At 76.7% G+C, this 24452-nt stretch carries 31 protein-coding genes and 1 pseudogene; 19 read left to right on the forward strand and 13 right to left on the reverse strand.

Annotated elements, in window-relative coordinates; translation table 11 throughout:
- Window position 1: 1 nt before the first annotated feature.
- The 3 genes from E9529_RS06900 to E9529_RS06910 all read left to right on the forward strand — a co-directional run bounded on the left by E9529_RS06900 (window position 2) and on the right by E9529_RS06910 (window position 1898).
- Window positions 2–220: a hypothetical protein gene (locus E9529_RS06900; RefSeq protein ID WP_236830400.1), complete on the forward strand. Its 219-nt coding sequence runs from the start codon at window positions 2–4 to the stop codon at window positions 218–220.
- Window positions 221–370: 150 nt separating this feature from the next.
- Window positions 371–1345: a ferritin-like domain-containing protein gene (locus E9529_RS06905; RefSeq protein WP_236830401.1), complete on the forward strand. Its 975-nt coding sequence runs from the start codon at window positions 371–373 to the stop codon at window positions 1343–1345.
- 139 nt (window positions 1346–1484) lie between these two features.
- The gene (locus tag E9529_RS06910) at window positions 1485–1898 is read left to right on the forward strand and encodes a hypothetical protein (protein WP_236830402.1); all 414 of its coding nucleotides are present in this window, start codon (window positions 1485–1487) and stop codon (window positions 1896–1898) included.
- Between the two features lie 18 nt (window positions 1899–1916).
- On the opposite strand, the gene E9529_RS06915 is transcribed toward E9529_RS06910, so the two are convergent.
- Complete coding sequence (locus E9529_RS06915; protein WP_236830403.1) at window positions 1917–2198, reverse strand: DUF427 domain-containing protein; 282 nt, start codon at window positions 2196–2198, stop codon at window positions 1917–1919.
- A gap of 132 nt (window positions 2199–2330) precedes the next feature.
- Between E9529_RS06915 and E9529_RS06920 the strand changes: the two genes are divergently transcribed.
- Window positions 2331–2567, forward strand: a complete 237-nt coding sequence (locus tag E9529_RS06920) for a hypothetical protein (protein ID WP_236830404.1) — start codon at window positions 2331–2333, stop codon at window positions 2565–2567.
- Window positions 2568–2576: 9 nt separating this feature from the next.
- Here E9529_RS06920 and E9529_RS06925 read toward each other — a convergent pair whose 3' ends face one another.
- On the reverse strand, window positions 2577–2732 hold the full coding sequence (locus E9529_RS06925; protein WP_236830405.1) for a thioesterase family protein: 156 nt from the start codon (window positions 2730–2732) through the stop codon (window positions 2577–2579).
- Window positions 2733–2734: 2 nt separating this feature from the next.
- The gene (locus E9529_RS06930) at window positions 2735–2959 is read right to left on the reverse strand and encodes a PaaI family thioesterase (protein ID WP_236830406.1); all 225 of its coding nucleotides are present in this window, start codon (window positions 2957–2959) and stop codon (window positions 2735–2737) included.
- A gap of 184 nt (window positions 2960–3143) precedes the next feature.
- Between E9529_RS06930 and E9529_RS06935 the strand changes: the two genes are divergently transcribed.
- Complete coding sequence (locus tag E9529_RS06935) at window positions 3144–3770, forward strand: hypothetical protein (RefSeq protein WP_236830407.1); 627 nt, start codon at window positions 3144–3146, stop codon at window positions 3768–3770.
- Between the two features lie 58 nt (window positions 3771–3828).
- Here the strand turns inward: E9529_RS06935 and E9529_RS06940 are convergent, their stop codons facing one another.
- Together E9529_RS06940 and E9529_RS06945 are read right to left on the reverse strand one after the other, a co-directional pair.
- Window positions 3829–4521: a hypothetical protein gene (locus E9529_RS06940; protein ID WP_236830408.1), complete on the reverse strand. Its 693-nt coding sequence runs from the start codon at window positions 4519–4521 to the stop codon at window positions 3829–3831.
- 41 nt (window positions 4522–4562) lie between these two features.
- The gene (locus tag E9529_RS06945) at window positions 4563–4907 is read right to left on the reverse strand and encodes a hypothetical protein (RefSeq protein WP_236830409.1); all 345 of its coding nucleotides are present in this window, start codon (window positions 4905–4907) and stop codon (window positions 4563–4565) included.
- 92 nt (window positions 4908–4999) lie between these two features.
- Between E9529_RS06945 and E9529_RS06950 the strand changes: the two genes are divergently transcribed.
- The 6 genes from E9529_RS06950 to E9529_RS06975 are packed head-to-tail and all read left to right on the forward strand — an operon-like array spanning window position 5000 to window position 11099.
- Window positions 5000–6013: an iron ABC transporter substrate-binding protein gene (locus E9529_RS06950; protein WP_236830410.1), complete on the forward strand. Its 1014-nt coding sequence runs from the start codon at window positions 5000–5002 to the stop codon at window positions 6011–6013.
- 8 nt (window positions 6014–6021) lie between these two features.
- Window positions 6022–7623, forward strand: a complete 1602-nt coding sequence (locus E9529_RS06955; protein WP_236830411.1) for an iron ABC transporter permease — start codon at window positions 6022–6024, stop codon at window positions 7621–7623.
- Complete coding sequence (locus E9529_RS06960; RefSeq protein ID WP_236830412.1) at window positions 7620–8729, forward strand: ABC transporter ATP-binding protein; 1110 nt, start codon at window positions 7620–7622, stop codon at window positions 8727–8729. Before E9529_RS06955 ends, E9529_RS06960 begins: the two co-directional genes overlap by 4 nt.
- Window positions 8730–8749: 20 nt before the next feature.
- Entirely contained in the window at window positions 8750–9553 is an 804-nt protein-coding gene (locus tag E9529_RS06965; protein ID WP_236830413.1) for an aldolase/citrate lyase family protein, read from the forward strand.
- On the forward strand, window positions 9550–10401 hold the full coding sequence (locus E9529_RS06970) for an NAD(P)-dependent oxidoreductase (RefSeq protein ID WP_236830414.1): 852 nt from the start codon (window positions 9550–9552) through the stop codon (window positions 10399–10401). Before E9529_RS06965 ends, E9529_RS06970 begins: the two co-directional genes overlap by 4 nt.
- A 26-nt stretch (window positions 10402–10427) precedes the next feature.
- Window positions 10428–11099, forward strand: a complete 672-nt coding sequence (locus tag E9529_RS06975) for a glycosyltransferase (protein WP_236830415.1) — start codon at window positions 10428–10430, stop codon at window positions 11097–11099.
- A 10-nt stretch (window positions 11100–11109) separates the two neighbouring features.
- On the opposite strand, the gene E9529_RS06980 is transcribed toward E9529_RS06975, so the two are convergent.
- Complete coding sequence (locus E9529_RS06980; protein WP_236830416.1) at window positions 11110–12555, reverse strand: glycosyltransferase family 39 protein; 1446 nt, start codon at window positions 12553–12555, stop codon at window positions 11110–11112.
- A gap of 65 nt (window positions 12556–12620) precedes the next feature.
- Window positions 12621–13079 carry a GNAT family N-acetyltransferase gene (locus E9529_RS06985; protein ID WP_236830417.1) on the reverse strand — a complete coding sequence of 153 codons (459 nt, stop codon included), beginning with the start codon at window positions 13077–13079 and terminating at the stop codon, window positions 12621–12623.
- Between the two features lie 105 nt (window positions 13080–13184).
- On the opposite strand from E9529_RS06985, the gene E9529_RS06990 reads away from it, so the two are divergent.
- On the forward strand, window positions 13185–13424 hold the full coding sequence (locus tag E9529_RS06990; protein WP_236830418.1) for a hypothetical protein: 240 nt from the start codon (window positions 13185–13187) through the stop codon (window positions 13422–13424).
- A 14-nt stretch (window positions 13425–13438) separates the two neighbouring features.
- On the opposite strand, the gene E9529_RS06995 is transcribed toward E9529_RS06990, so the two are convergent.
- The gene (locus E9529_RS06995; RefSeq protein WP_236830419.1) at window positions 13439–13939 is read right to left on the reverse strand and encodes a PGPGW domain-containing protein; all 501 of its coding nucleotides are present in this window, start codon (window positions 13937–13939) and stop codon (window positions 13439–13441) included.
- 148 nt (window positions 13940–14087) lie between these two features.
- Window positions 14088–14366 carry a DUF2277 domain-containing protein gene (locus E9529_RS07000; protein ID WP_236830420.1) on the reverse strand — a complete coding sequence of 93 codons (279 nt, stop codon included), beginning with the start codon at window positions 14364–14366 and terminating at the stop codon, window positions 14088–14090.
- A 77-nt stretch (window positions 14367–14443) separates the two neighbouring features.
- On the opposite strand from E9529_RS07000, the gene E9529_RS07005 reads away from it, so the two are divergent.
- The 6 genes and pseudogenes from E9529_RS07005 to eutC all read left to right on the forward strand — a co-directional run bounded on the left by E9529_RS07005 (window position 14444) and on the right by eutC (window position 19537).
- Window positions 14444–14845, forward strand: coding sequence for a hypothetical protein (locus E9529_RS07005; protein WP_236830421.1), 402 nt, complete (start codon window positions 14444–14446; stop codon window positions 14843–14845).
- Between the two features lie 79 nt (window positions 14846–14924).
- Complete coding sequence (locus E9529_RS07010; RefSeq protein ID WP_236830422.1) at window positions 14925–15824, forward strand: SDR family oxidoreductase; 900 nt, start codon at window positions 14925–14927, stop codon at window positions 15822–15824.
- A gap of 111 nt (window positions 15825–15935) precedes the next feature.
- Window positions 15936–16256: pseudogene (locus tag E9529_RS21895) on the forward strand (ethanolamine permease); the annotation flags it as partial.
- Window positions 16257–16356: 100 nt separating this feature from the next.
- Window positions 16357–17400, forward strand: coding sequence for an amino acid permease (locus E9529_RS07015; protein WP_308195257.1), 1044 nt, complete (start codon window positions 16357–16359; stop codon window positions 17398–17400).
- The gene (locus tag E9529_RS07020) at window positions 17397–18812 is read left to right on the forward strand and encodes an ethanolamine ammonia-lyase subunit EutB (RefSeq protein WP_236830423.1); all 1416 of its coding nucleotides are present in this window, start codon (window positions 17397–17399) and stop codon (window positions 18810–18812) included. The genes E9529_RS07015 and E9529_RS07020 overlap by 4 nt, the downstream gene beginning before the upstream one ends.
- Window positions 18809–19537 (forward strand): ethanolamine ammonia-lyase subunit EutC, encoded by a 729-nt coding sequence (gene eutC / locus E9529_RS07025; RefSeq protein WP_236830424.1) that lies wholly within the window; start codon window positions 18809–18811, stop codon window positions 19535–19537. The genes E9529_RS07020 and eutC overlap by 4 nt, the downstream gene beginning before the upstream one ends.
- Here the strand turns inward: eutC and E9529_RS22630 are convergent.
- From E9529_RS22630 to E9529_RS07040, 3 genes are all read right to left on the reverse strand, one after another.
- Complete coding sequence (locus E9529_RS22630) at window positions 19534–20883, reverse strand: PP2C family protein-serine/threonine phosphatase (protein ID WP_236830425.1); 1350 nt, start codon at window positions 20881–20883, stop codon at window positions 19534–19536. The genes eutC and E9529_RS22630 overlap by 4 nt on opposite strands.
- 82 nt (window positions 20884–20965) lie before the next feature.
- A complete protein-coding gene (locus E9529_RS07035; RefSeq protein WP_236830426.1) occupies window positions 20966–21514 on the reverse strand; it encodes a hypothetical protein in 549 nt (182 codons plus the stop codon).
- Between the two features lie 86 nt (window positions 21515–21600).
- Window positions 21601–21834, reverse strand: a complete 234-nt coding sequence (locus tag E9529_RS07040; RefSeq protein ID WP_236830427.1) for a hypothetical protein — start codon at window positions 21832–21834, stop codon at window positions 21601–21603.
- Window positions 21835–21853: 19 nt separating this feature from the next.
- Here E9529_RS07040 and E9529_RS07045 point away from each other — a divergent pair, with 19 nt between their 5' ends.
- Window positions 21854–22483 (forward strand): hypothetical protein, encoded by a 630-nt coding sequence (locus E9529_RS07045; RefSeq protein ID WP_236830428.1) that lies wholly within the window; start codon window positions 21854–21856, stop codon window positions 22481–22483.
- Between the two features lie 265 nt (window positions 22484–22748).
- Here E9529_RS07045 and cydC read toward each other — a convergent pair.
- On the reverse strand, window positions 22749–24452 hold a 1704-nt coding region (cydC, locus tag E9529_RS07050), incomplete at its 5' end, for a thiol reductant ABC exporter subunit CydC (RefSeq protein ID WP_236830429.1).

Below are 24452 nucleotides of genomic sequence, written 5' to 3' on the forward strand. Positions count from 1 at the left end.
CATGAACTGCGCGCACTGCGGAGCCGTGCACCAGCGAGGCCGCTTCTGCGTCGGCTGCGGCAGGACCATGCCGCCGTCGTCGCTGCCGCCCCGCCCGGTCCGCCTCGCCCCGCGCCCGCCGTACGAGGTCACCGACGACATGACCCAGCCGGTGCTGCGCTTCGACGTCCAGCAGCGCCGCTCCCCGGCCGCCGAGCGGTTGCAGACCCGCGTCGGCTGACGCCGGTCCGCCCCCGAGGGCGCCGTTCCCCCGCGGGAGCGGCGCCTTCTCGCGGGCGGGACGCGTTCACCCGTCCGGGTGACCAGGGTCACTGCTAGCAATCCGCTTGCAGTTGTTAGCACCGGGGGGATCCGGGGCACACACAGACCCATGACCGACAGCAATGCCAAGATGATCAACCAGCTGCGCGCCCTCGTCCTGCTCACGCAGACCGAGGAGCAGATCGCGCGCACCCGGATCAGCCAGGCCCGCACGGACGCCGTGCGCCGCGAGCTGACCCAGAACGCCGACAACGCCGCGGCCCGCTCGCTGGAGATCACCGAGCGGCTGCGCGCCCTCGGCGGTGTCCCGGACGTCGTGACCCCGGTGGTCGGCCGCCTCTCCGCCGCCCTCAAGGCCACCTTCGAGCAGACCACCTCCATCGAGGAGGCCCTGCTGCAGGACCTCCAGCTGGAGCACCAGCTGCTCGACCGCGCCACCTACCTCAAGGTGCTGGCCGAGACCGCCGAGGACACCGGCACCCGGCGCCTGGCCGAGAAGCTCGTCGAGGCGCACAGCGCGACCGTCGAGTGGCTCACCGTCGTCCTCGCCGAGGAGGCCCTGGGCGGCCCCGCCGCCCTGCAGCCGACCCCGGTGCAGAAGGTGGCCGGTGGCGTCGCCCGCGCGGTCAACGCCCCGGTCCGCTTCTGGGCGAACACGGTGAACAACGCCGTCGACACCGTGCGCCACGCCGGCGAGGAGACCTCCGAGCGGTTCTCCGCTGTGGGTGACCGCGCATCCGCGATCAGCGGCGCGGTCCGCGAGACCCTCACCGTCGGCCGCGCCGCCTCGCTGCGCCGCGCCGAGCGGATCGCGCAGCGGGAGGGCAACGACGAGGCCGCCGAGACGGCCCGCGCCGCCCGCGAGGAGCTCGGCGACGTCACCGCCGACGAGCTGCCGATCAAGGGCTACGACTCGATGTCGGTGCAGGACGCCGTGAAGGCGATCAAGCAGCTGCAGACGCCGCACGACATCAACGTGATCATCCGCTACGAGGAGACCCACAAGAACCGGTCGAACGTGGCCAGCGCCGCGCAGACCCGGCTGGCCGCCCTGGCCAAGGAGGCCGTGGGCGTCAGCGAGTGAGGCATGGGCCCCGTCCGGACCGAACGGGGCCGCGCACGCGGAGGGCCCGCATCCCCACGGGGGTGCGGGTCCTCCGCGTGGGTGGGATCGCGCGCCTCCCGCGTTTGGCGCGCCGACGACGAAGGGGAAGCCTGCACCCATGAGCATCACACCTGAGGCCCTCGAGGCGGAGTTCTCGCTGACGACGGCCGCGACCCGGCTCGACTTCCTGAGCCGCCGCGACGACGGCGACACCGCGCTGAACACCGTCAGCGACCACGACGAGGACGACTGGTCGGCATCCCTGCGCGACACCGGGACCCAGCTCGACGTCTACGAGGCGCTCGAGCTCCTGGCCCTGGGCGAGGTGGTCTCGCGCCGCGCCCACGACAGCCAGCTGACCGGTATCCGTGCCGCGCTGCGCGGCGGGGCGGAGTGGGAGCAGATCGCCGCCGCGCTCGGCGTCACCCCGCAGCAGGCGTGGGACTCCTTCGCCGAGTCGATCGACCGACAGCTCGACGCCACGTCGGCCGAGAAGGCCCGCGAGCTCGCCGGCGCCCGCCCCGGCCGCTGAGCCGGGGGAGCGCAGTCGTCAGCGCACGTCGACGCCCCGCCAGAAGGCCACCCGGCCGGTGATCTCCCGCGCGGCGTCCTTCGGCTCGGGGTAGTACCAGGCGGCGTCCGGGTTCTGCTGCCCGTCGACCTCCAGCGTGAAGTAGGAGGCGGTGCCCTTCCAAGGGCAGACGGTGTGCTTGTCCGACGGGCGCAGCACGTCGGCGCGGACGGCGTCGCGGGGGAAGTAGGCGTTGCCCTCGACGGTGACGACGTCGTCGGACTCGGCGATGACGACGCCGTTCCAGGTAGCGGTGGTCATGCCCCGATCGTCCTCCGCCCGCGGCCCGCGTGCCGGTCGCGATCGAGGGGCGTGACGAGCGGCCGCCTAGGCATGGAGGAGAGGGTGGCCGACCGGTCGCCGACCCGTTCCCGGACCGCAGGAGGACCTCCCATGGCGCAGCCCCACCAGCGCGGTGACGACGACCGGAGCGGGGGAGAGGGCTCCCCGGAGGGGCGTCGCCGCGCCAAGATCCTGATCCCGTTGGCCGTCCTGCTGGTGATCCTCGGCATCTTCACCTACATCCTCGTCGTCTCCCTGGGCACCACCGGCGACGACGAGGAGATCGTCGAGAACGAGGGGGCGGGGCCCGCCGTCGTCCTGGAGGTGCCGGCGCCGCTGCCCGGCTGACCACCGCGGTCAGGAGTGCAGCAGGGCGAAGGTCGCCACGGCGTGCACCAGGGCGCGGCCGTCCTGCTCCACGTCGGCCTCGCAGACCGTGAGGTGCTCCCCGCGGGTGCGCAGCCGGGCGGCCACCTGCACCTGCCCGGTGGTCCCCGGCCGCAGGTAGGTCACCGTCAGCTGGCTGGTCGCGGCACCTCCCCGTCCTCGGTGGTGGTGCGGACCGCCTGGCCCATCGCGGTGTCGACCAGCGTCGCCAGCACCCCGCCGTGCAGCGTGCCGGCCGGGTTGAGGTGCTCGTCGGTCACCTCGAACACCATCCGGGCCGCGCCGTCCCCGTCCGGTTCGGGCCGGGCGCCCAGCCGCTCGGCGAACCCGCTGGAGGTCACGTCGTCGCTCATCCCGGGCGGCTACCCCGCCGGGGGAGGGCGCACGCCCCGGACCGCGGGTCGCCGGGACGGGTGGGGTGCACGTCGTCCGCCGTGACCCGTCCGGGGCACCGGTCGCACCACCGGCGCTCCCGCGCGGCGCCGATGAGCAAGGATCCCCGGGTACGCACCACGTCCAGTGAACTCAGGAGCACCCATGAGCCACCCCGGGAACGGCCCGGACCAGAACCCGTCGGGCCAGCAGCCGGGCCAGCCCGGGCCGTTCGGCCAGCCGGGTCAGCCGGGTCAGCCCGGTCAGTTCGGCCAGCAGCCGGGTCAGCCGGGTCAGTTCGGCCAGCCGGCGCAGCCCGGCCAGCCGTACCAGCCCTTCGAGCAGACCGGTCAGCAGCCGTACCAGCCCGGGCAGCCGTACCAGCCCGGGCAGCCGGGTCAGCCCGCCGGCGGCTGGGTGCCGCCGCAGGGCGGCGCGACGCCGTGGGGCCAGCCGGAGAAGAAGGGCGGCGCGGCCAAGAAGGTGCTGCTGGCCGTGGGTGGCGTCCTGGTGGCCCTCGTCGCCGTGGGCCTGCTGTTCAGCATGCTCGGCGGTGGTGAGCCCGAGGTCGGTGACTGCGTGGCCAACCTCGAGGGCGAGGAGGTCGAGACCGTCGAGTGCGAGGCGGCCGAGGCCGAGGCCCGCATCGTCGGCATCGACGAGCAGGAGCTGAACTACGCCGACTTCCTGGCCGAGGACGTCTGCCTCGACTTCGAGTCCGCCGTCGGCGCCATCTGGGTGGGTGCCGACGAGGCCGAGCCCGGCACGATCTACTGCGCCGAGCCGGTCTGACCCCGGTGCGTCCACGGGTGCCCCGCCGGTCCGCCGGCGGGGCACCCGTCGTGGGCGGTCACGCCTGCCGTGCGGCACCGTCGTCGCCGCCGCGCCGCTCCAGGTAGTAGGCCCCGAGCGCGCCGGCCAGCGTCGCGAAGACCGCCACCGAGTAGGTCGCCAGGGCGATGTCGAGGACGCGGGCCAACCCGCCGTCGGCGGTGAGCGGCTGCCCGACGATCGTGGCCAGGGCCGCGTCGTAGAGGGCGGTGCCGTAGGAGTCGTAGGCGCCGAGCACGTACAGCAGCTGGCTGGTCGCCAGCACCACCACGGTCGTCACCGCGCCGAGCCAGCCGATCCGGCCGCTGAGCAGACGCCCCGCCGACCGCGAGCCGCGGACCGCCGCGGACACCACGCCCCCGACGCGCGCCGCTCGCAGCAGCACCAGCGCGCGGGCGAACCGCAGGAACGGCACCGCGAGGAAGACCACCTGCCACCAGTTCCGCTTCCAGAACCGGCGCCGGTCGCGGGCGCTGACCGCCCGGTAGGCGAACTCGGCGACGAACACCGCCCAGAGCACCCAGCCGACGACGCTCAGCGTGGTGGTCAGCCAGGGCTGCCGGGCCAGCGACTGCCCCAGGACGACGAGCACGAACACCAGGCCGAGCGCGCCCATCGGCTTGTCCAGCCGCCGGGCCAGCCCGGTCCGCTCCGGGGCGTCGTCGACCTCGGGGACGGGGTGGTGCGGGGGACCGGCGTGCGGGGGCTGCATCGGCGTCCCCTACCCCGCGGGCACGGAGGTGCCTCCCCGGATCAGGGCAGCCGCTGCAGCAGCACGCGGGCGACCGCGGCCGCCTCCGGCGAGGGGTCCCCGGCCGCGGCCGCGCGCAGCCACGCCGCCAGCGGGCCGGCGACCGCGGGGGAGAGGGCGGTGATCCACGCAGCGCTGCGGGCACGTGCCTCGGCGACGTGCTCGGTGCCGCCGCCGGGGCCGTGGGCCACGACCTCCGGGCGGCTGGCCAGCAGTCCGCCCAGGTGCCAGTCGCCCCCGGTCGTCCGCGCGGCGATCGCCTCCAGCCGGTCCGCGGCCTCGCGGAGCAGCGCGGCGTCGTCCTCGGGCGGGCCGGGGCGTCCTTCTCCGGCGGCGGGGCGCGTCACGTCGTCCATCGAAGCGCACGGCGCGCGGAGGTGGGCGGCTCGTCGGCGCGGGGCGGGGCATGCTTAGGTATGCCTCGCCTATCTCCAGGAGGATGCACGTGACCAGGCCCGGGCGCACGACCGTCGTCGTCTCCACCCTCACCCTCGCGGCCTCGCTGGCCGCCTGCAGCTCCGACGCCGACACGCTCACCGTCTACAGCGCCCAGCACGAGAGCCTGGTCCGCACGATGCTCGAGGACTTCACCGAGGAGACGGGCATCGAGCTGGAGTTCCGCGACGCCAACGACTCGGAGCTGGCCAACCAGATCATCGAGGAGGGCGAGGCCTCGCCGGCCGACGTCTTCCTCACCGAGAACAGCCCCGCCATCTCCGCCGTGGACCGGGCCGGGCTGCTCGCGCCGCTGGACCAGGCCACCCTGGACCAGGTAGACGCGCAGTTCCGCCCCTCCTCGGGCAACTGGGTCGGGTTCGCCGCCCGCTCGACGACGCTGATCTACAACCCGGCGGAGATCGGCGAGGAGGAGCTGCCGGCCTCGATGCTGGAACTGGCCGACCCCGCGTGGGAGGGCCGCGTCGGCATCGCCGCCGGCGGTGCGGACTTCCAGGCGATCGTGAGCGCCGTGCTGGCGCTGGAGGGCGAGGAGGCGACCCGGGAGTGGCTCGCCGGTCTCGAGGACAACGCCGAGATCTACGCGAGCAACACCGCCATCATGAAGGCGGTCGACGAGGGCGAGGTCCCGGTCGGCATCACCTACCACTACTACTGGTTCCGCGACCAGGCGCAGGACGGGCTCATCGGGGACGACGCCGCCCTCCACTACTTCCGCAACCAGGACCCGGGCGCCTTCCTCAGCGTCTCGGGCGCCGGGGTGCTGGCCTCCTCCGACCAGCCCGAGCAGGCGCAGCAGCTGGTCGAGTACCTCACCGGCCGCGCGGCCCAGGAGCGGCTCGCCGGGAGCAGGGCCCTCGAGTACGCCGTCGGGTCGGGCGTCTCCTCGGCCGAGGCGCTGCCCCCGCTGGCCGAGCTGCAGGCGCCCGACGTCGACCCGGGTTCGCTCGACGCGCCGCAGGTCACCGAGCTCATGCAGGAAGTGGGCCTGCTCTGACCCCTCCCGTGCTCCGCAGCCCGAGCCCCGGGGCGCCGGTCCTGCCGGTGGTCCGGGGCTCCGGCGCGTCCGCGGGCACGGCGCGGCGACCGCTGCGCCGCTCGCCGGTCACCCTCGCGCTGGCCGCCTGCGTCGCGGCCCTCTCCCTCCTGCCGCTGGCCCACATCGCGGGGTACACCGTCGAGGTCGGCTGGTCGGGCGTCCGCGAGCTGGTGCTCCGGCCCCGGGTCGGCGAGCTGCTCTGGAACACGACCCGGCTGGCCGCGGGGACGGTGGCGGTCTGCGGGGTCCTCGGCGTCGGGGCGGCGTGGCTGGTGGCGCGTTCCTCGGTTCCGGGCCGCGGGCTGTGGCACGTGCTGCTGGTGGCCCCGCTGGCCGTGCCGGCGTTCGTGAACAGCTTCGCGTGGATCTCCCTGCTGCCGGGCCTGGACACCTACGCGGGGGCGCTGCTGGTCGTCTCGCTGTCGTACTTCCCCTTCGTCTACCTGCCGGTCGTGGCCGCCTTCCGCGGCCTGGACCCGGCGCTGGAGGAGACGGCCCGCGGGCTGGGCCTCTCCGGGTGGGCGGTCTTCCGGCGGGTGCAGCTCCCGCAGCTCCGGGTGGCCCTGCTCGGCGGCTCACTGCTCGTGGCGCTCCACGTGCTGGCCGAGTTCGGGGCGCTGCAGATGCTGCGCTACCCGACCTTCACCACCGCCATCTACGACCAGTACCGGGCCACCTTCAACGGCCCGGCGGCGACGATGCTGGCCGGCGTCCTGATCCTGCTGTGCCTGCTCCTGCTGCTGGCCGAGGTCCGGCTGCGGGGGCACCGCGGCTACGCCGGCAGCGGGCGCGGGGCGGCCCGCCCGGTCCGGCCGGTGCCGCTGCGGGCGCTGACCACCCCCGCGCTGCTGGCGCTCGCCGGGCTCGTCGGCCTGGCGCTGCTGGTCCCCCTGGGGGCGCTGGCCTACTGGCTGGCCGAGGGCACGTCGGCCGGCGCGGACTGGGCGGGGCTCGCCGTTGCGACCGGGACGACGCTGGCCCTGGCCGCCGCGGCGGCCGCGGTCACCACGGCCATGGCGCTGCCCACCGGGTGGCTGGCCGTCCGCGCCCGCGGGCGCACGGCGACGCTGCTGGAGCGGGCCACCTACCTGGGCAGCTCGTTGCCCGGCATCGTCGTGGCGCTGGCCCTGGTGACGCTGAGCATCCGGGCGACGCCGTGGCTCTACCAGACCGTCCCGGTGCTGCTGGCCGCGTACGCGATCCTCTTCCTCCCCCGGGCGATCGTCCCCGTCCGCGCGGCGGTCGAGCAGTCCCCGCCCCTGTACGACGACGTCGCCGCCTCCCTCGGGTCCTCCGGGCTCGACCGGTTGCGCCGCATCACCCTGCCGCTGCTCGCGCCGGGCCTGGGCGCGGGCGCGGCCCTGGTCTTCCTCGCGGTGGTCACCGAGCTCACCGCCACCCTGCTGCTCGCGCCCACCGGCACGGCCACCCTCGCCACCGCGTTCTGGTCGGCGAGCAGCGCGCTGTCCTACGGGGGCGCCGCCCCCTACGCGGCCGTGATGGTGCTGCTCTCCGCGCCCGCCACCGTGCTGCTCTCCCGCGACACCCGACGAGGTCCGACCCCATGAGCTCCCTCACCGTGACCGGCCTGACGAAGGCCTTCGGCGCCACCCCGGTGCTCACCGGGGTGGACCTGCACGTGCCGGCCGGCGGGTTCACCGCGCTGCTCGGCCCGTCCGGCTGCGGCAAGACGACGCTGCTGCGCCTCGTCGCCGGGTTCGACGACCCCGACGGCGGCACCGTGGCCCTCGGCGACCGCGTCGTCGCGGGCGCCGGGCGGGGCGTGCCGGCCCGGCAGCGGGGGATCGGCTTCGTGCCGCAGGAGGGCGGGCTCTTCCCCCACCTCAGCGTCGCCGGCAACGTCGCCTTCGGCCTGCCCCGGCGCCGGCGCGGCGACCGGGGCCGGGTGGCGGACCTGCTGGCCCTGGTGGGCCTGGACGCCGGGCTGGCCGACCGGTCGCCGCACCAGCTCTCCGGCGGGCAGCAGCAGCGCGTCGCCCTCGCCCGGGCACTGGCTCCCGAGCCCGCGCTCGTCCTGCTCGACGAGCCGTTCTCCTCCCTGGACGCCGCGCTGCGCGAGGACACGCGGCGGGCGGTCGTCACCGCGCTCGCGGCCGCCGGCGCGACCGCCGTGCTGGTCACCCACGACCAGGCCGAGGCGCTGTCCACGGCCGACCAGGTGGCGGTCCTGCGCGGCGGCCGGCTGGTGCAGCTCACCGACCCGCGGACGCTCTACCGGCGCCCGGCCGACCTCGACGTGGCCGCGTTCGTCGGCGAGTCGGTGGTCCTCGACGCCGAGATCCGGGACGGCAGCGCGCGCTGCGTCCTGGGCGACCTCCCGGTCGCCGGCGCGGTGGCCGACGGGCCGGCCCGCGTCCTGCTCCGCCCGGAGCAGCTCCGGCTGGGCCCGCCGCTGGGCACGGGGACCCGGGCGCGGGTGCACGCGGTGGACTTCTACGGGCACGACTCCCGCGTGTGGCTCACGCTGCCCGACGGGGGGACGGTGACCGCCCGCCTGGAGGGCGCGGAGCTGCCCGTGGCCGGGCAGGAGGTCGCGATCGAGGTGGCCGGCGCGGCGCTGGCCTACCCGGACCCCGCGCGTGCCGGCCGTGTCGTCGTCGCTGATCCGGCGATCCGAGGGACGCGCCGCGCCCCGGCCGCGCGTGCTGGTTAGGAAAGCCTAAGCTACCGCGCATGGACCTGTTCCTCTTCACCGTCGACCCCCGCTTCGGGCACGACGTCGTGGCCGCCGGTGCGGCGGGGATCGTCGTCGACTGGGAGCGGCGCGGCAAGCTGCGTCGCCAGGCGGGGGAGGGCACCCAGGTCAACGAGGACACCCCGGAGGACCTGTCGCGGATGCGGGCGGCGACCCCGGGCCGCGTGGTCTGCCGCATCAACGGGTTCGGTCCGTGGACCGCCGACGAGGTCGCCGACGCGGTCGCCCGCGGGGCCGACGAGCTGCTGCTGCCCATGGTGCGGGACGCGGAGGAGGTCGACCGGGCGCTCGAGCTCGTCGCCGGGCGGTGCGGCCTGGGGATCCTGGTCGAGACGCAGGACGCGGTCGACCGGATCGCGGAGCTCGCGCGCCGTCCCCTCTCGCGGATCTACGTCGGCCTCAACGACCTGCGCATCGACCGCCGGTCCACCGCGTTGTTCGCCCCGCTGGTGGACGGCACGGTGGACGCGGTCCGGGCGCAGGTGACCGTGCCGTTCGGGGTGGGCGGCCTGACGCTGCCGGGCGGTGGGTTCCCCGTGCCCGGTGACCTGCTGGCCGCGGAACTGGTCCGGATCGACGCGCAGTTCACGTTCCTGCGCCGCTCGTTCACCGCGGACATGGCCGGCCGCGACCCCTTCGTCGAGGTGCCGCGCCTGCTCGACGGCCTCGACCGGCTCCGCCGGGCCGGTGCCGAGCGCGCCGCCGCGTCCCGCCGGGCGTTCGTCGACGCCGTCGGGGCGGTGGCGCAGGAGGTCCCAGCGCGGGTCGCGCAACCGGCGTGAGAGCGCTCGTGACCGGCGCCGGCGGGTTCGTCGGCCGGCACCTGGTGACGCGGCTGGAACGCGACGGCTGGCAGGTCACCGGGCTGACCCGCCGGGACGTCGACCTGGCCGACCCCGTCGCCGGCGCGGCCGCCGTGCGGGCCGCGGAGCCGGACGTCGTCTTCGCCCTCGCCGCCGGCCGCGCCAAGGCCACGCCGGAGGAGCGCGCCGCCACCACGGCGGTCAACACCAGCCCCTGGCTGGTCGACGCGCTGCCCGACCGGTGCCGGGCCGTCGTCCGGCTGGGCTCTTCCACCGAGTACGCCGCCGCCCCGCACCCGCTGGCCGAGGACGCGGCGCTGGAGCCACGCGGCTTCTTCGGCGCCACCAAGGCCGCCGGCTCGCTGCTGCTGCAGGCGGCGGCGGCCGAACGCGGGGTCCGGGCGGCGGTGCTCCGCGCCTTCCAGGTGTACGGGCCCGGTGACCACCCCACCCGGCTGGTCCCCGTCGTGATGGCCGCCGCCCGCACCGGCGGCACGGTGCCGCTGCCGGCCCACGTCAGCCGGCGCGACTGGGTGTGGGTGGGGGACGTCGTCGAGGCCTGCGTCCGCGCAGCGGTGGCCGACGACCTGCCCCCCGGCGCCGTGCTGAACATCGGGACGGGTGTCCAGACGGGCACCGCCGAGCTGGTGGCCCTCGCCGAGCGGGTGACCGGCCGCCCGATCGCGACCGCGCCGGGCGCCCACCCGGGGCGTGGCTGGGACACCGCCGACTGGGTGTGCGACCCCGCGCTGGCCCGGCGGCTGCTGGGCTGGACCCCCGAGGTCGACCTGGCCGACGGCCTGGCCCGGACCTGGGCGGCGGCGTGACCGACGGCGGGGGAGCCGGTCCCCGCGTGGCCGTGGTCGTCCCGGTGCACGGCAACGAGGCGACCCTCGCGGAGCTCGCGGACCGGCTCGCGGTCGCGCTCGCCGGCCGGCCGTGGCGGCTGCGGCTGGTCGTCGACGCCTCGCCCGACGACAGCGCCGCCGTGGCGTGCGCACTCGCCGCGCGGGACGCCCGGATCGCGGTCACCGAGCTGGCGGTGAACGTCGGGCAGCACGCGGCGCTGGCGCGGGGGCTCGACGAGGAGGCGGCCGCCGACGTCTGGGTCTGCCTGGACGCCGACCTCCAGGACCCGCCGGAGGCGGTGCCGCTGCTGCTCGACCGGCTGGCCGCCGGGGACGTGGCGGCGGTCTTCGCCGGGCGGCGTGGCCGCTACGAGTCGCCGCTGCGGCGGCTCACCGGCACCCTGCACCGGCGCGTGGCGGGGCGGCTGACCGGCCTGCCGCCGGACGCCGGCGCCTTCCTCGCCATGGGCCCGGCCGTGCGGGCCGCCGTCGTCCCGGCCGTCCGGGAGCAGGGGGCGCCGAGCGTGGTGCTCGCCGTCGGCCGTTCGGGCCGGCCGGTCGCGAGCGTGCCGGTCGTCCGGGACCGGAGACCGGTGGGCCGGTCGGCGTGGACCGCCCGGGCCCGGGTGCGGCAGTCGCTCGGGTCGCTGGCCTGGGCGGCGCGGGCCCGCCGCTGACGGCGGGCGGTCAGCGGGTCCAGAGCTGCAGGACCAGGTGGGTCCTGCTCGCCGGGAAGTCGTGCTGCTCGACCATCTGCAGGCCCGCCGTCCGCAGGATCTCGTCGTCGTCGGTGGGCTCGGGCTCGCCGTCGATGAGGCGGCGCACCACCCACACCCGGTCCGCACCCGGTGGCGCGTCGTCCGGGGGCAGGACGACGTCCGGGCGCAGCCGGGGGGCCAGGTCGCGGACGTAGTGGTCCAGGCCGGTGGCCGACCGCTGGTCGGCGGCGACGACGGGCTGGCCGGGCTCGTGGACCCCGGCCAGCACCGCGACCAGGTCGTCGGCCCGCTCCCGCGGACCCCGGTCGGCCAGCGGGGCGGAGGCCAGCAGCGCGCAGGCCAGCAGGAGGGCGCCCACCGGCGCCCGGGCCGGCCGCGGCAGCGACATCGCGCCGGCCGCCGCGAGCACGCCGAGGCCGAGCAGCCCGGCCAGCAGGTAGCGGGGGTGGTAGACCGGCCGCACCAGCTCCGCGACCAGCAGCAGGGCCAGCGGCACCAGCAGCCAGCAGGTGCCGACCACCCGCGCGCCGGTGGACCGGACGGCGCCGACCACGGCCAGCCCCACCGCCAGGTACAGCAGCGGGTTGCTGCCGCCGGCCCACGCCTCGGCGGCCCGCACGACGAACTCCCCGTCGGAGTCGGTCAGGTGCTCGGCGTTGCGCGCGCCGGTGCCGTTGAGCACGGCCAGAGCCACGAACCCCACCGCGGGCAGCGCGCCCAGCGCGCCGGTGAGCACGACCGGCAGCGCACGCCGGCGGCGCAGGACCACGGCGGCGGTGACGAACGCGGCCAGCACGGTCACCGCGTACCAGTGGGCCAGGCCCATCCCGGCGCCGGCCAGGCCGAACAGCAGCAGCCCGCGCGGCGGCTCCTGCAGCCAGCGCACCAACCCCAGCACCGCGCCGCCGGTGGCCAGCACCGCCAGCCCGTAGCTGCGCGCCTCCACCGAGTGCTCGAGCAGCAGCGGGCTGGCGGCCAGCACCAGGCCCGCCAGCACCCCGGTGGCCCGATCCGCCAGCCGGGTCAGCGCACGGGTGATCAGCGCGAGGCCCCCGGCCGTCGCCAGCAGGGACAGCACGCGCAGCGAGGTGTCGCCGCCCAGCCCGGGCACCGACGTCCAGAGGTGCGTGACCAGGTAGTAAGGGGCGTTGTAGGACGGCGGCACCCCGGCCAGGTAGCTGGTCGTCCCCTCGCCGGTGGCGATGGCGGTGACGATGTCGCCCAGCGGCAGGCGGGAGACCTCTGCCGTGAACAGCTCGTCGAACCACAGGCCGTGGCCGGGGAGCAGCAGCCGGCCCCCGAGGAGGGCCACGAGGACGGCGGGCAGCAGCTCCACCGGCGACCAGCGCTGCGGCCCGGCATCCCGGACGCCGGCAGCGGTGGTCGGGGAGGGGCGCTCCGTCACCGTCGGCACCCCAGCAGGTTAGGCGACCCTGACCGGACCGCCGTCCACGGCACCGCGGGCTGCGGTCCGGCCGGTCAGGCGGGTTCCCGCCGCATGGGCACGTGCGGGATGCCGTCCTCGAGGTAACCCGGCCCGCTCCGGCGGAAGCCGAACCGGCCGTACCACTCCTCGAGGTGGGCCTGCGCGCCCATCGTCAGCGGCCCGTCGCCGTAGCTCGCCAGCGCGGCCTCGATGAGCCGGCCGGCCAGCCCGCGCCCGCGCGCCGCCGCGGCGGTGGCGACCCGGCCGACGGCCCGCGTCCCGCCGTCGTCGAGCACACGGATGGTGGCCAGCACCGCGCCGTCCTCCTCGATCCAGAGGTGCTCGGTGGTGGGCTCGGTGTCCCGGCCGTCCAGCTCCGGGTACGGGCACTCCTGCTCGACCACGAAGACGTCGACGCGCAGCCGGCACAGCGCGTAGACCTCGAAGGGCGTCAGGTCGGCGAACCGGGCGCGGCGCAGCAGGGGCTCGGGGGCGGTCCCGGCGGAGGTCATGCAGCAGTTGTAGCCGGGGCACCCGGCCGCCCGAGCGCCCGGGGTGGTCGGCGAAAACTCCGCGGTGCCCGGGAGTGGGCCACCGACGCGGGGTAGGGGCACGGCATGTCGATGATGGACCCCCTGGACCCCTTCTCCGGCCGCGAGGCCGATGACGGCATCCCCGCAGCCGACCCGGGCGCCGGTGCGCCGCCGACCGCCGACGGGTTCGGCATCGGCGGCGAGGAGCCCGACCGCGCGCCGGAGACCGATCGCGCCGGGGCGGGCGGGAGCGCCGACCAGGCCGAGGACCCGCCCTTCCGCACGCCCGATCCGCACGACGTCGGACCGGCCTCGGAGAGCTGACCCCCGCCGGGCCGTCAGCCGCCCAGCGCGGCGACGGCCCGGTCCACCAGCTGGAAGTGGCCCACCGCCCAGAAGGCGGCCCCCGCCAGGACGAGCCCGCCCACGGTCACCGCGACCGAGCTGACCGGGTGCTGGCGGGCGTGCTGCCACGCCTCCTGCGCCTTGCGCTTGAAGGTGGTGAAGAAGCGGCGCGCCCAGGCGAACTCGGTCGACCACACCCACAGGCCGGCGAGGACCGGCGGGATCGTCAGCGGCCCGGGCAGCACCGTCAGGGCGAGGCCGAGGAGCACCAGCAGCAGCCCGGCGGTGAACACCGCGACGCGGTAGGCGATCGCGACGCTGGGGTTGCCGTGCACCCGCGCGCGGAAGGAGCCGGGTTCGATCTCGCGCGGGCGGCCCAGCCCGTCGGTGCAGTGCGCGCACCGGGTGCTGCCCGCGCCGGCGGGCGGCTCGGCCGCCCGGTTGCCGGTGAACCGGTGGTCGGCGGTGCGGGTGGACGGCACGGGGGCTCCCACGGAGTGCTCCTCGGAGGCGGCGAGGAGCGGCTCCTCGGCGGACGGGCGTCGTGCGGGGGTACCCGCCCGCCGGCCGGTCATGCCGATGGTGTGCAACCCGGTTGCGTCGTTCCCACCCTGGGCAGGCCCCTCCCGGGCGGTATGTGCACTAAAGGCCCTGAGGGGCGTAGCGGGCGGCGGACCGGGCGCGCGTCTTGGCGGCCTCGACCTCCCGGTCCTTGGGCGGCGCGGCGGTGACCAGGGCGTCGAGCAGGCGGGCGGAGGCGGCGGCCACCTCGGCGACGGCCTGCTCGAAGACCTCGGCATTCGCCCGGGACGGCCTGGTCGTGCCGCTGATCTTGCGCACGTACTGCAGGGCCGCGGCGTGGATCTCCTCGTCGGCCGCCGGGGGTGCGAAGTTGGCCAGCGGGCGGATGTTCCGGCACATGCCGGGCAGCGTAGGGGTGGAGCCGCCCGGCGGGGCGGGCGCGGAGCACGGTCGGTGAGACGGAGGAGGACGGCGCGATGGCGGTGCTGCTGGTGGACGTGGCGAACGTGGTCGGCGCCCGCCCCGACGGCTGGTGGCGGGACCGGGCCGGGGCGGCCACCCGCCTGCTGGACCGGCTGGCCGGCCTCGCCGGAACCACGGTGCCCGGCCCCGACGGCGGGGAGCTACCCGGGACCAGGGTCGTCGCCGTCGTCGAGGGCCGCGCGCGGGACGTGCCGGCGCCCGAGGGCGTGGACGTGGTGCGCGCCCCGGGAAGCGGGGACGACGCCCTCGCCGCGACGGCCGCCGAGCACGCGCGCGCCGGCGAGGAGGTGCTCGTCGTGACCGCCGACCGCGGGCTCCGCGCCCGGCTGCCCGGCGGCGTGGCCGTGACCGGGCCGGGTTGGCTGCTCGCCGAGCTGGACCGGCGCACCGCATGACCACGTGGCCGGTCGGGTAGCCGGTTGCGGACAACCGGTGTCCTCGGGCACCGGCCGCCGCCGCAGCGAGGAGCACCCCGTGCCGATCCCCGACCCCAGCGGGTCACCCCTCACCGTGCTGATCACCGGCGCGTCCAGCGGCATCGGCCGGGCGACGGCGCTGCGGCTGGCCGGCCGCGGCGCGCGCCTGGTCCTGGTCGCGCGCGGCCGGTCGGCGCTGGAGGAGACCGCCGAGGAGCTGCGCGCCGCCGGTGCCGCCGCCGTGACGGTGTGCCCGGCCGACGTGCTCGACGAGCAGGGGATCGCCGCGGTCGTCGACGCCGCGGTCCGCGAGCACGGCCGCCTCGACGTCGTCGTGCACTCCGCCCAGGTCATGGCCTACGGCCGCATCGAGGACGTGCCCAAGGAGGTCTACGAGCGCGTCGTCGACACCTCCCTGCACGGCACCGCCACCCTGGCCCGGCACGTGCTCCCGGTCTTCCGCCGCCAGCGCGCCGGGCACCTGGTGATCGTCAACTCGCTGCTGGGCACCGTGACCACGCCCGTGCTGGGCAGCTACGCCGTCGCCAAGTGGGGGCAGCTGGCGCTCGCCCGGGTGCTGCAGCAGGAGACCCGGGACGAGCCGGGCATCTCGGTCTCGGTGGTGCACCCCGGCGGCGTGAACACGCCGATCTACTACCAGGGCGCCTCGTACGCCGGCTCGACCGGCCGCCCGCCCCCGCCGGTGTACTCCGCGGCCCGGGTGGCCCGCCGGGTGCTCGCCACGGTGGACCGCCCGCGGCGGGCCGTGCAGGCCGGCGCGTTCAACCACGTGGTCACCGCGGGGTTCCGGCTGCTGCCCGGGCTGTACGACCGCCTCGTCGAGCCGCTGCTGCGCACCTTCGCCCTGGCCGGGGACGACGCGCCGCCCACCGAGGGCAACGTGTTCCGGTCGCGGCCCGAGGGCAACGCCGTCGAGGGGCGCTGGCGCAGCATCTGAGGCGGGCGCGTGAACAGCCTGTTCCGTCCCGTCGCAGGGCATTGCCCCGGCGACGGCGCAGGGCCAGGCTTACCCCACCCGACCTGCGGGGGCTCACCCGGAGGCCGGCCCATGACCGCGGAACCGCAGGAACACCACCCCCGGCCGGTCGCCCGGCACGGCGTCGAGGCCGAGGCGGTGGAGGCCGGTTACCACCAAAAGCGGCAGCTGCGCACCGGCACCGCCGGCTGGGTGCTGCTGGCGGGTCTCGGTGTCGCCGCGGTCATCTCCGGTGACTACGCGGGCTGGAACTTCGGGCTGGCCGAGGGCGGCTTCGGCGGGCTGCTGATCGCCGTCGTCCTCATGGCGGTCATGTACTCGGCGATGGTGCTCGGGCTCGCCGAACTGGGCTCCGCGCTGCCGACGGCGGGGGGCGGCTACACCTTCGCCCGCCGCGCGCTGGGCCCGTGGGGCGGGTACGCGACCGGTGTCGCGGTGCTGATCGAGTACGCCATCGCACCCGCCCGCGATCGCCACCTTCATCGGCGCCTACGTGGAGTCGCTGGGCCTGTTCGGCATCACCGACGGCTGGTGGGTGTACCTGGCGGTGTACGCCCTGTTCATCGGCATCCACCTGATGGGCGTCGGCGAGGCGCTCTCGGTCATGCTGGTCATCGCGGGCATCGCCGTCGCCGGCCTGGTCGTGTACCTGGCGGGGGCGATCCCGGCGTTCGACTCGTCGAACCTGCTCGACATCGCGCCCACCGTCGCCGCCGGCGCCTCGGACTTCCTGCCCTTCGGGCTGATGGGCATCTGGGCGGCGTTCCCGTTCGCCATCTGGTTCTTCCTGGCCGTCGAGTGCGTGCCGCTCGCCGCCGAGGAGGCCCGCGACCCCGCCCGGGCGATGCCCCGCGGCATCGTCGCGGCCATGGGCCTGCTGCTGGTGCTGGCGCTGCTCATGCTGGTCTTCACCGCGGGCGCCGGGGGCTCGGCGGCGATGTCGGCCAGCGGCAACCCGCCCGTGGAGGCGCTGGAGGTGGCCGGCTCGCCCTCGGCGCTGGTCACGGTGGTGAACTACGCCGGCCTCTTCGGCCTGGTGGCGAGCTTCTTCTCGATCATCTACGCCTACTCGCGGCAGACCTTCGCGCTCTCCCGCGCCGGGTACCTGCCGCGGGCGCTGTCGGTGACCAACGGCCGCAAGGCCCCGGTGCTGGCGCTGCTGGTGCCCGGCGCGATCGGCTTCGTCCTGTCGCTGACCGGCCAGGGCGCGATGCTGCTGAACATGGCCGTCTTCGGCGCCACCGTCTCCTACGTGCTGATGATGGTCAGCCACATCGTGCTGCGCCGCCGAGAGCCCGGCCTGCACCGCCCCTACCGGACGCCGGGCGGCACGGCGACCACCGGCGTCGCGCTGGTGCTGGCCGCCGCGGCCGTCATCGCCACCTTCCTGGTCGACGAGGTCGCCGCGTTCTGGACGCTGGGCGCCTACGCCCCATTCCTCGGGTACTTCGCCGTCTACAGCCGCCACCACCTGGTGGCCTCGGCCCCCGAGGAGGAGTTCGAGCTGCTCGCCGCGGCCGAGGAGGAGGTGCGATGACCGTCCGCAGCACCACGCTGGGCGGGCACACCTACGAGTTCGCGTCGCTCGCGGACCTGCTGGCCAAGGCGACGCCGGCCCGCTCCGGTGACGTGCTGGCCGGGTGCGCGGCGGGGTCCGCGGCCCAGCGGGTCGCCGCGCAGGTGGTGCTCGCCGACCTGCCCCTGGCGACCTTCCTGGAGGAACAGGTCGTCGGCTACGACGAGGACGACGTCACCCGGCTGATCCTCGACACCCACGACCCGGTCGCCTTCGCGCCGGTGGCCGGGCTGACCGTGGGGGAGTTCCGGGACGAGCTGCTCACCTGGGCCGCGGAGGGCGACGAGACCGCGATCAGCTCGCTGGCCCGCGGCCTCACACCGGAGATGGTCGCCGCCACCTCGAAGCTGATGCGCAACGCCGACCTGGTCGCGGTCGGCCGGCGCGCCCGGGTGGTGACCGGCCTGCGCAGCACCCTGGGCCTGCCCGGGCGGCTGGCCTCCCGGCTGCAGCCCAACCACCCGACCGACGACCCGCTCGGGGTGACGGCGTCGATCGTCGACGGGCTGCTCCAGGGCTCCGGCGACGCGGTCATCGGCATCAACCCCGCCACCGACTCCCCGGCGCGGACGGTGGCGCTGCTCGAGCTCGTCGACGCCGTGATCCGCCGCTACGAGATCCCCACCCAGTCGTGCGTGCTCGCCCACGTGACCACCACGCTGCGCGCCCTGGAGCAGCGGGCGCCGGTGGACCTGGTGTTCCAGTCGGTCGCCGGCACCCAGGCGGCCAACCGCGGCTTCGGCGTGACGCTGGACCTGCTCGCCGAGGCCCGGGCGGGCGCGCTGGAGCTCGGCCGGGGCACGGTCGGCCGCAACGTCACGTACTTCGAGACGGGGCAGGGGTCGGCGCTGTCGGCCGACGCGCACCGGGGGATCGACGGGGTGCCGGTGGACCAGCAGACCCTGGAGTGCCGCGCCTACGCGGTGGCCCGGCACTTCGAGCCGCTGCTGGTGAACACCGTCGTCGGCTTCATCGGGCCGGAGTACCTCTACGACGGCAAGCAGGTGGTGCGGGCGGGGCTGGAGGACCACTTCTGCGGCAAGCTGCTCGGCCTGCCCATGGGCGTCGACGTCTGCTACACCAACCACGCCGAGGTCGACGCCGACGACACCGACACCCTCACCCTGCTGCTCGGCGCGGCCGGCTGCTCGTTCGTCATCGCCGTCCCCGGGTCCGACGACGTGATGCTGCACTACCAGTCGCTCTCGTTCTCCGACGTCCTCACCACCCGGCGGGTGCTCGGCCTGCGCCCGGCCCCGGAGTTCGAGGCGTGGCTGACCCGGATGGACCTCCTGGACGCCGACGGGCGGGTGCGCACGCTCGCCGCGGACGCCCCCGCGGCCAGGGCGCTGCTCGCGGCGGCCCGGCCGTGACCGTCACCGGGAGCGACCCGTGGGCGGTGCTGCGGGCGGCGACCCGGGCCCGGGTGGCGCTGGGCCGGGCCGGCGACGGGCTGCCGACCGCCCGCGAGCTGGAGTTCCGGCTCGCCCACGCCGTCGCCCGCGACGCGGTGCACACGCCGCTGGATCCGGCGGTGGTGCGGGCCGGCCTCGACGGGGTGCCGGTGCTGGAGGTGCGGTCCGCGGCCGCCGACCGCGCCGAGTACCTGCAGCGCCCCGACCTCGGCCGGCGGCTGGCACCCGGGTGCACGCTGCCGCGGGACGGCGCCGACGTCGCGGTCGTGCTCGCCGACGGCCTCTCCCCGCGGGCGGTGCACGAGCACGGGGCGGCCCTGGCCAGGGCCCTGCTGGAGCGCCTGGACGGCTGGTCGGTCGGCCCGGTCGTCATCGCGACCCAGGCGCGGGTGGCGCTCGGCGACGAGATCGGCGCGCAGCTGGGGGCGCGGGTGGTGCTGGTGCTCATCGGCGAGCGCCCGGGCCTCTCCTCGGCGGACTCCCTCGGCGTCTACCTCACCTGGGACCCGCGGCCGGGCCGGGCCGACAGCGAGCGCAACTGCGTCTCGAACGTCCGGCCGCCGCACGGGCTGGGGTACGCCGAGGCGGCCGACGTGGTGGTGCGGCTGCTGGCGTCCGCCCGGGAGCTGGGCGCCTCCGGCGTCGCGCTCAAGGACGAGGGGCCGGCGCTCCCACCCGCCTAGCCCTCCCGCCCGCCGGTGGGCCGCGCCTCGGGGATGTCGGGGGAGAGCTCGTCGTCGTGCGGGGGCTGCTTCCACTCGACCAGCAGCAGCGAGGCGTCGTCGCTGGTCCGCCCGTGCCGGGCGTCCATGAGGGCGTGCGAGAGGCGGCGCACCGTCTCGGGCACCCGCAGGCCGTCGGTGCTGCTCTGCTCCAGCACCTCGCGGAGCCGGTGCTCGCCGAACTGCTCGCCGTCGTCGAGGCGCTCCTCCACGACGCCGTCGGTGAAGAACAGGACCCGGTCCCCGGGCTGCAGCTGCACCTTCTCCACGCCGGGCTCGCCGGCGCCGAGGCCCAGCGGGCGGGCGGTGGGCCCGGGCAGCTCGTCGGCCACCCGGCCGTCGCGGACGAGCAGCGCCGCCGGGTGACCGGCGTTGACGTAGGTCAGCACGCCGTTGCGGGTGTCCAGCTGCCCGACGTGGGCGGTGGCGAACCGGCCCGGGTAGGCGGCCGCGACCACCCGGTCCATGTCCGCGCACAGCGGCGCCAGCTCCACGCCCGCGCGCCGGCCGTGGCGGTAGGCGGCGGTGACGACGGTCGACATCGTCGCGGCCTCCAGGCCGTGGCCCATGGCGTCGAAGACCGCGAGGTGCAGCGTGTGGTGGTCGTAGGCGTAGTCGAAGCAGTCGCCACCCACGTCGTAGGCCGGCTCGAGCACGCCGGCGAGGTCGAGCTCGGGGGTCTTCATCGACAGCGGCGGCAGGTTCTGCCACTGCAGCTGCGCGGCGAGGCTCATCGGCCGGGTGGTGCGCGTCTGGGCGAAGGCGTCGGTGTACTCGCTCTTGGTCACGACCAGGTCCGCGACCAGCCCGGCGAGCCGCTGGGCCAGCCGGCGGTCGTGCGCGTTGACCCGGTCCAGCGTGAAGGAGAGCACGCCGACCCGGTCGGAGCCGTCGAGCATCGGCAGGTGCAGCCGCACCGCGCCGCCGCCCTCGTCGGTCTCGACCGGCTCCTCGGTGGCGAAGGCCCGGCCGGCGGGGCTGCCGTCGATGGGCAGCACCTCCGCGTGAAGCCCGCGCCCGCGCAGCGGCTGGAGCGTGCGCTGGTCGTAGTCCTGGAGGTGGATGGCGACGTCGCGGCAGCCCAGGCCCGCGAGCTCCTGGGCCACCAGCGGGCCGACCAGCCGGGGCGGGATCAGGTGCGCCCGGTCGAGCAGCGAGCCGAGGACGCGCTCGCCGAGGCTCTCCTCGCGCACGGCGGTGTCGTCCCGGTCGCGGAACCCGGCCGTGGGGCCCTGCTCCTCGGCGTGCTGCTCCTCGGCGTGCTGGTCGTCGGCGTGCTGGTCGTCGGCGTGCTGGTCGTCGGCCACCCCCGGTGCATGTGCGGGGTGGGCGGCGGCGAAACGTGGGCCGACGGGCCCGGCCGACCGGCGGCGGCCGGGCCGGGCGCGGTCAGCGGTTCCGGACGCCGGTGAGCACCTCGCCGGGGCGCTGCTGCTCACCGGCGTAGGAGCTGATCGCCACCAGGGTGCCGGTGAGGGCGGGGATGACCCACTGCAGCGTGTCCAGCTGCTGCTGGGCGGCGGCCAGGTCGGCGCGGGCGGCCTTGGTGAGCCGGCTGGGCCGGGTGCCGGACTTCGACGGCACCCCGCCCGCGTCCGACAGCCGCTGCCCCAGCACCCGGCTGTAGGCGGTGGCGCCGAGCGCCGCCACGGTGACGAGCGTCTTCAGCGTCGACATGCCGGCGACGCCCTGCTGGGCGGCCACGCGCTGCCGGTTCGCCCGCAGCTGCCCGACGCTCCCGACCAGGTGGGCGCCGATGGCGGCGGCGTTGACCGGGGTCCAGCGGTCCCAGCCGGCGTTGGCGACGCGCCCGGTGGCCCGGTCGTCCCCGGCCTCGCCCGCGGCGGCGTTGAGGGCGACGGCGTTGGCCAGGGTGCCGCCGAACCAGGCCGACAGGCCGAGGTCGTGCAGCGAGCGGGAGAGGGTGTTGCGCGCCATGTCGGCTCCTCGGGGAGGGGGTGGTCGACCGTCCCTACCCCGGGCGCCCGGTGGCATGCCGGTCGCGCACGACGGGTCCGCGTGGGTCAGGGGCGGCGCAGCAGCCGGGCCAGCCGGTGCTTCCGGCCCGCGGTGAGCTCGGCGGCGGGCGCCGGGGTCGGTGCCTCCGGCTCCGGGGCCGCCGCGGCCCGCTCGTGCAGCCGGGCGCGCACGTCGTCGGCGGTGTAGGCGCGGCGCTGCCGCTCGTTGCGGGCGAGCACCACACCGCCGGCGGTCACCCCCGCGAGGCCGGCCAGTCCGAGCAGCTTCCAGACGCGCACCTCCGTAACGTAGCGGCCCGTGCCCGAACTCTCCCTGGACGCCGCGGTCGACCTCACGCGCACCGGCGACGTCTGGGTCTTCCGCGGCCCCTCGCTGGCCGACCGCGCCATCCGCGCGCTGACCAACGCGCCGGTCAACCACGTCGGCATGGCGGTCGTGCTGGAGGACCTGCCGCCGCTGCTGTGGCACGCCGAGCTGGGGAAGTCGCTGCCGGACGCGTGGAGCGGCACCCACCAGCGCGGGGTCCAGCTGCACGACCTGCGCGACGCCGTCCTCACCTGGCGCGGGCGGTACGGCCAGCGCGCCTGGCTGCGGCAGCTCGTCGGACCGGCCGAGGACGGCGGGGTGACCCCCGCGATGGAGGACGCCGTGCTGCGGACGGTCGCCCGCCTCGACGGGCGGCCGTTCCCGACCACCCGCGGCCTCGTGCGCGGCTGGGTGAACGGCCGGCTGCGGCGGCACACCTCCGCGGAGACCGTCTTCTGCGCCGAGCTGGTCGCGGCCACCTACACCGCCATGGGCCTGCTGCCGGGCGACCGCCCCTTGAACGCCTACGACCCGGGAAGCTTCTGGTCCGGCGACGACCTGCCGCTGCTGCAGGGCGCCCGCCTCGGCCCGGAGATCCCGGTGGACGTCCCGGCGGCCTGACCCGCCGCGCCGACCGGCCACCGCCGGACCGCCCCCGCACCGCCCGCCCGGCAGCTCTCCGGTCCCACGCCCGCCGGTGCAGCGGGATGACCGACGAGCAGAGGAGGTGCCGGGGCAGTAGCGCTCTGCCCCGTGGGGGTGGGCAGAGCGCTACGGGTGGCGGAACCAATCGGTAGGGCGCCGGCTGGACCACCGGGTGGCCATGGGCCGGGGGAGTAGGGCTCTGCCCTGCGGGGGTGGGCAGCGGGCTACTCCCGCCGACCCCTCAGCGGGCCGCCCGGACCGCCGTCTCCCCGAGGTCCAGCACCGTGTCGCCGGGGCGCTCGACGTCGTCGTCGTGGGTCACGCAGACCACGACCCGCCCGGCGAACGCCGCCCGCAGGTCGCGCACCAGCGCCGCGGCGGTCGGGGCGTCGAGGTGGGCGGTCGGCTCGTCGAGCAGCACGACGTCCCGGTCGGCCAGCAGGGCGCGCGCCGCGGCCAGGCGACGGCGCTCGCCACCGGAGAGCGCCGTGCCGCCGGCGCCGACCGGGGTGTCCAGGCCGTCGGGCAGCGCCGCGACCAGCCCGGCCAGCCCGGTCGCGGCGAGGGCCGCGCGCATCCGGGCCTCCCCGGCGGGCCCGGCCAGCTCGCCGCGCGGGGCGGCCACCGCCAGGTTGGCCCGGATGGACGAGGCGAAGACGTGCGCCTCCTGCGGCAGCCACGCCATGCGGGCGCGCAGGTCGTCGCCGCGGACCAGGTCGGCCGGGACGCCGTCGACGTCGTAGCTGCCCGCGCGGGGCCGCAGCGCGGCCATGAGCACCGCCAGCAGCGTGGACTTGCCCGTGCCCGACGGCCCGCGGACCACCAGCCAGCCGTCCCCGGCCAGGGCGGTGGCGTCGAGCCCGCGCAGCACGTCCGGCCCACCGGGCCAGCCGGCGACCAGACCCTCGGCGCGCAGCGAGCGGACGCCGTCGGGAGCGGGCAGCGGGTCGGCGGGCTCGGCGGCGACCGGTGCGCTGAGGACGGCGTCGATGCGGGCCTGCGCGTCGGCGAGCGCGCCGCGGCGCTGCAGCGCGGCGACGAGCCCGGTCAGCGGCTCCACCAGCGCCAGCGGGGCCAGCGCGACCACGGCCAGCACGGGGCCGCTGAGCCCGCCGGCCCACGCCGCGAGGGTGCCGAGCACCGCGGCCGCCCCGGTGCCCAGCACGACCAGCCCGTTGCCCACGGCGGCGGCGCGGTCGCGGGTGCGGGCGTCCCCGGCCCGGCCGGCGGCGGCCGCGTGCAGGTCCTCGGCGGCCCGGCCGGCCAGCCCGTGGGCGCGCAGGTCGGCCAGCCCCTCGAGCAGGGTGGTGGTCTCCCGCAGCGCCGCGACCCGCGCGGTGCTCTCGGCGCGGGCTGCTGCGGCCCCCAGGCCGCGGTGCGCGAGCAGGACGGCCGCGACCGTCGCCGCCAGCACCGCCGCGACCACACCCGCGGCGGCGAGGTCCACCAGCGCGAGCACCGCGACGGTGGCGGTGGGCACGGCGGCGGCCACCAGCAGCGGGGGCCGCACCCGCACGGTGAGGTCCTGCACCGCGCCGACGTCGCCGACCACGCGGGCCAGCGCAGAACCGGGGGTGCGGTCGGCGGCGAGCCCCTGGGCGGCCAGCGCCTGCCAGACCCGCACCCGCAGGTCGGCGGCCCGGCGCAGCGCGACGTCGTGGGCGGAGAGGCGCTCAAGCCAGCGCAGCACGGCGCGGGCCAGGCCGAAGAAGCGGACACCGGCGGTCGCGACCAGCAGCGTGAGCACCGGGGGCATCTCGGCGGCCCGCACGATCAGCCAGCCCGAGGCCGCGGTCAGCGCGACCCCCGCCGCGGAGGAGAGCGCGCCGGCCAGCACCGCGCGGCGGAGCGCACGGCCGGTGCGGGCCGGCGCCGCCGACCCCGGGGCGGTGTGTGCACATTCCGCCGGAGGGGAGGTGGTCGCGGGCCCGGCGGGGGAGGCGGG

Source organism: Blastococcus sp. KM273128 (assembly GCF_021698975.1).
Classification (GTDB): Bacteria; Actinomycetota; Actinomycetes; order Mycobacteriales; family Geodermatophilaceae; genus Blastococcus.

What these genes read in the sequence shown, in the direction of transcription:
- E9529_RS06900 (WP_236830400.1), top strand. Translation starts at nt 2, where the DNA reads ATGAACTGCGCGCACTGCGGAGCCGTGCACCAGCGAGGCCGCTTCTGC.
- E9529_RS06905 (WP_236830401.1), top strand. Translation starts at nt 371, where the DNA reads ATGACCGACAGCAATGCCAAGATGATCAACCAGCTGCGCGCCCTCGTC.
- E9529_RS06910 (WP_236830402.1), top strand. Translation starts at nt 1,485, where the DNA reads ATGAGCATCACACCTGAGGCCCTCGAGGCGGAGTTCTCGCTGACGACG.
- E9529_RS06915 (WP_236830403.1), bottom strand. Translation starts at nt 2,198, where the DNA reads ATGACCACCGCTACCTGGAACGGCGTCGTCATCGCCGAGTCCGACGAC.
- E9529_RS06920 (WP_236830404.1), top strand. Translation starts at nt 2,331, where the DNA reads ATGGCGCAGCCCCACCAGCGCGGTGACGACGACCGGAGCGGGGGAGAG.
- E9529_RS06930 (WP_236830406.1), bottom strand. Translation starts at nt 2,959, where the DNA reads ATGAGCGACGACGTGACCTCCAGCGGGTTCGCCGAGCGGCTGGGCGCC.
- E9529_RS06935 (WP_236830407.1), top strand. Translation starts at nt 3,144, where the DNA reads ATGAGCCACCCCGGGAACGGCCCGGACCAGAACCCGTCGGGCCAGCAG.
- E9529_RS06940 (WP_236830408.1), bottom strand. Translation starts at nt 4,521, where the DNA reads ATGCAGCCCCCGCACGCCGGTCCCCCGCACCACCCCGTCCCCGAGGTC.
- E9529_RS06950 (WP_236830410.1), top strand. Translation starts at nt 5,000, where the DNA reads ATGCACGTGACCAGGCCCGGGCGCACGACCGTCGTCGTCTCCACCCTC.
- E9529_RS06960 (WP_236830412.1), top strand. Translation starts at nt 7,620, where the DNA reads ATGAGCTCCCTCACCGTGACCGGCCTGACGAAGGCCTTCGGCGCCACC.
- E9529_RS06965 (WP_236830413.1), top strand. Translation starts at nt 8,750, where the DNA reads ATGGACCTGTTCCTCTTCACCGTCGACCCCCGCTTCGGGCACGACGTC.
- E9529_RS06985 (WP_236830417.1), bottom strand. Translation starts at nt 13,079, where the DNA reads ATGACCTCCGCCGGGACCGCCCCCGAGCCCCTGCTGCGCCGCGCCCGG.
- E9529_RS06990 (WP_236830418.1), top strand. Translation starts at nt 13,185, where the DNA reads ATGTCGATGATGGACCCCCTGGACCCCTTCTCCGGCCGCGAGGCCGAT.
- E9529_RS07000 (WP_236830420.1), bottom strand. Translation starts at nt 14,366, where the DNA reads ATGTGCCGGAACATCCGCCCGCTGGCCAACTTCGCACCCCCGGCGGCC.
- E9529_RS07005 (WP_236830421.1), top strand. Translation starts at nt 14,444, where the DNA reads ATGGCGGTGCTGCTGGTGGACGTGGCGAACGTGGTCGGCGCCCGCCCC.
- E9529_RS07020 (WP_236830423.1), top strand. Translation starts at nt 17,397, where the DNA reads ATGACCGTCCGCAGCACCACGCTGGGCGGGCACACCTACGAGTTCGCG.
- E9529_RS07035 (WP_236830426.1), bottom strand. Translation starts at nt 21,514, where the DNA reads ATGGCGCGCAACACCCTCTCCCGCTCGCTGCACGACCTCGGCCTGTCG.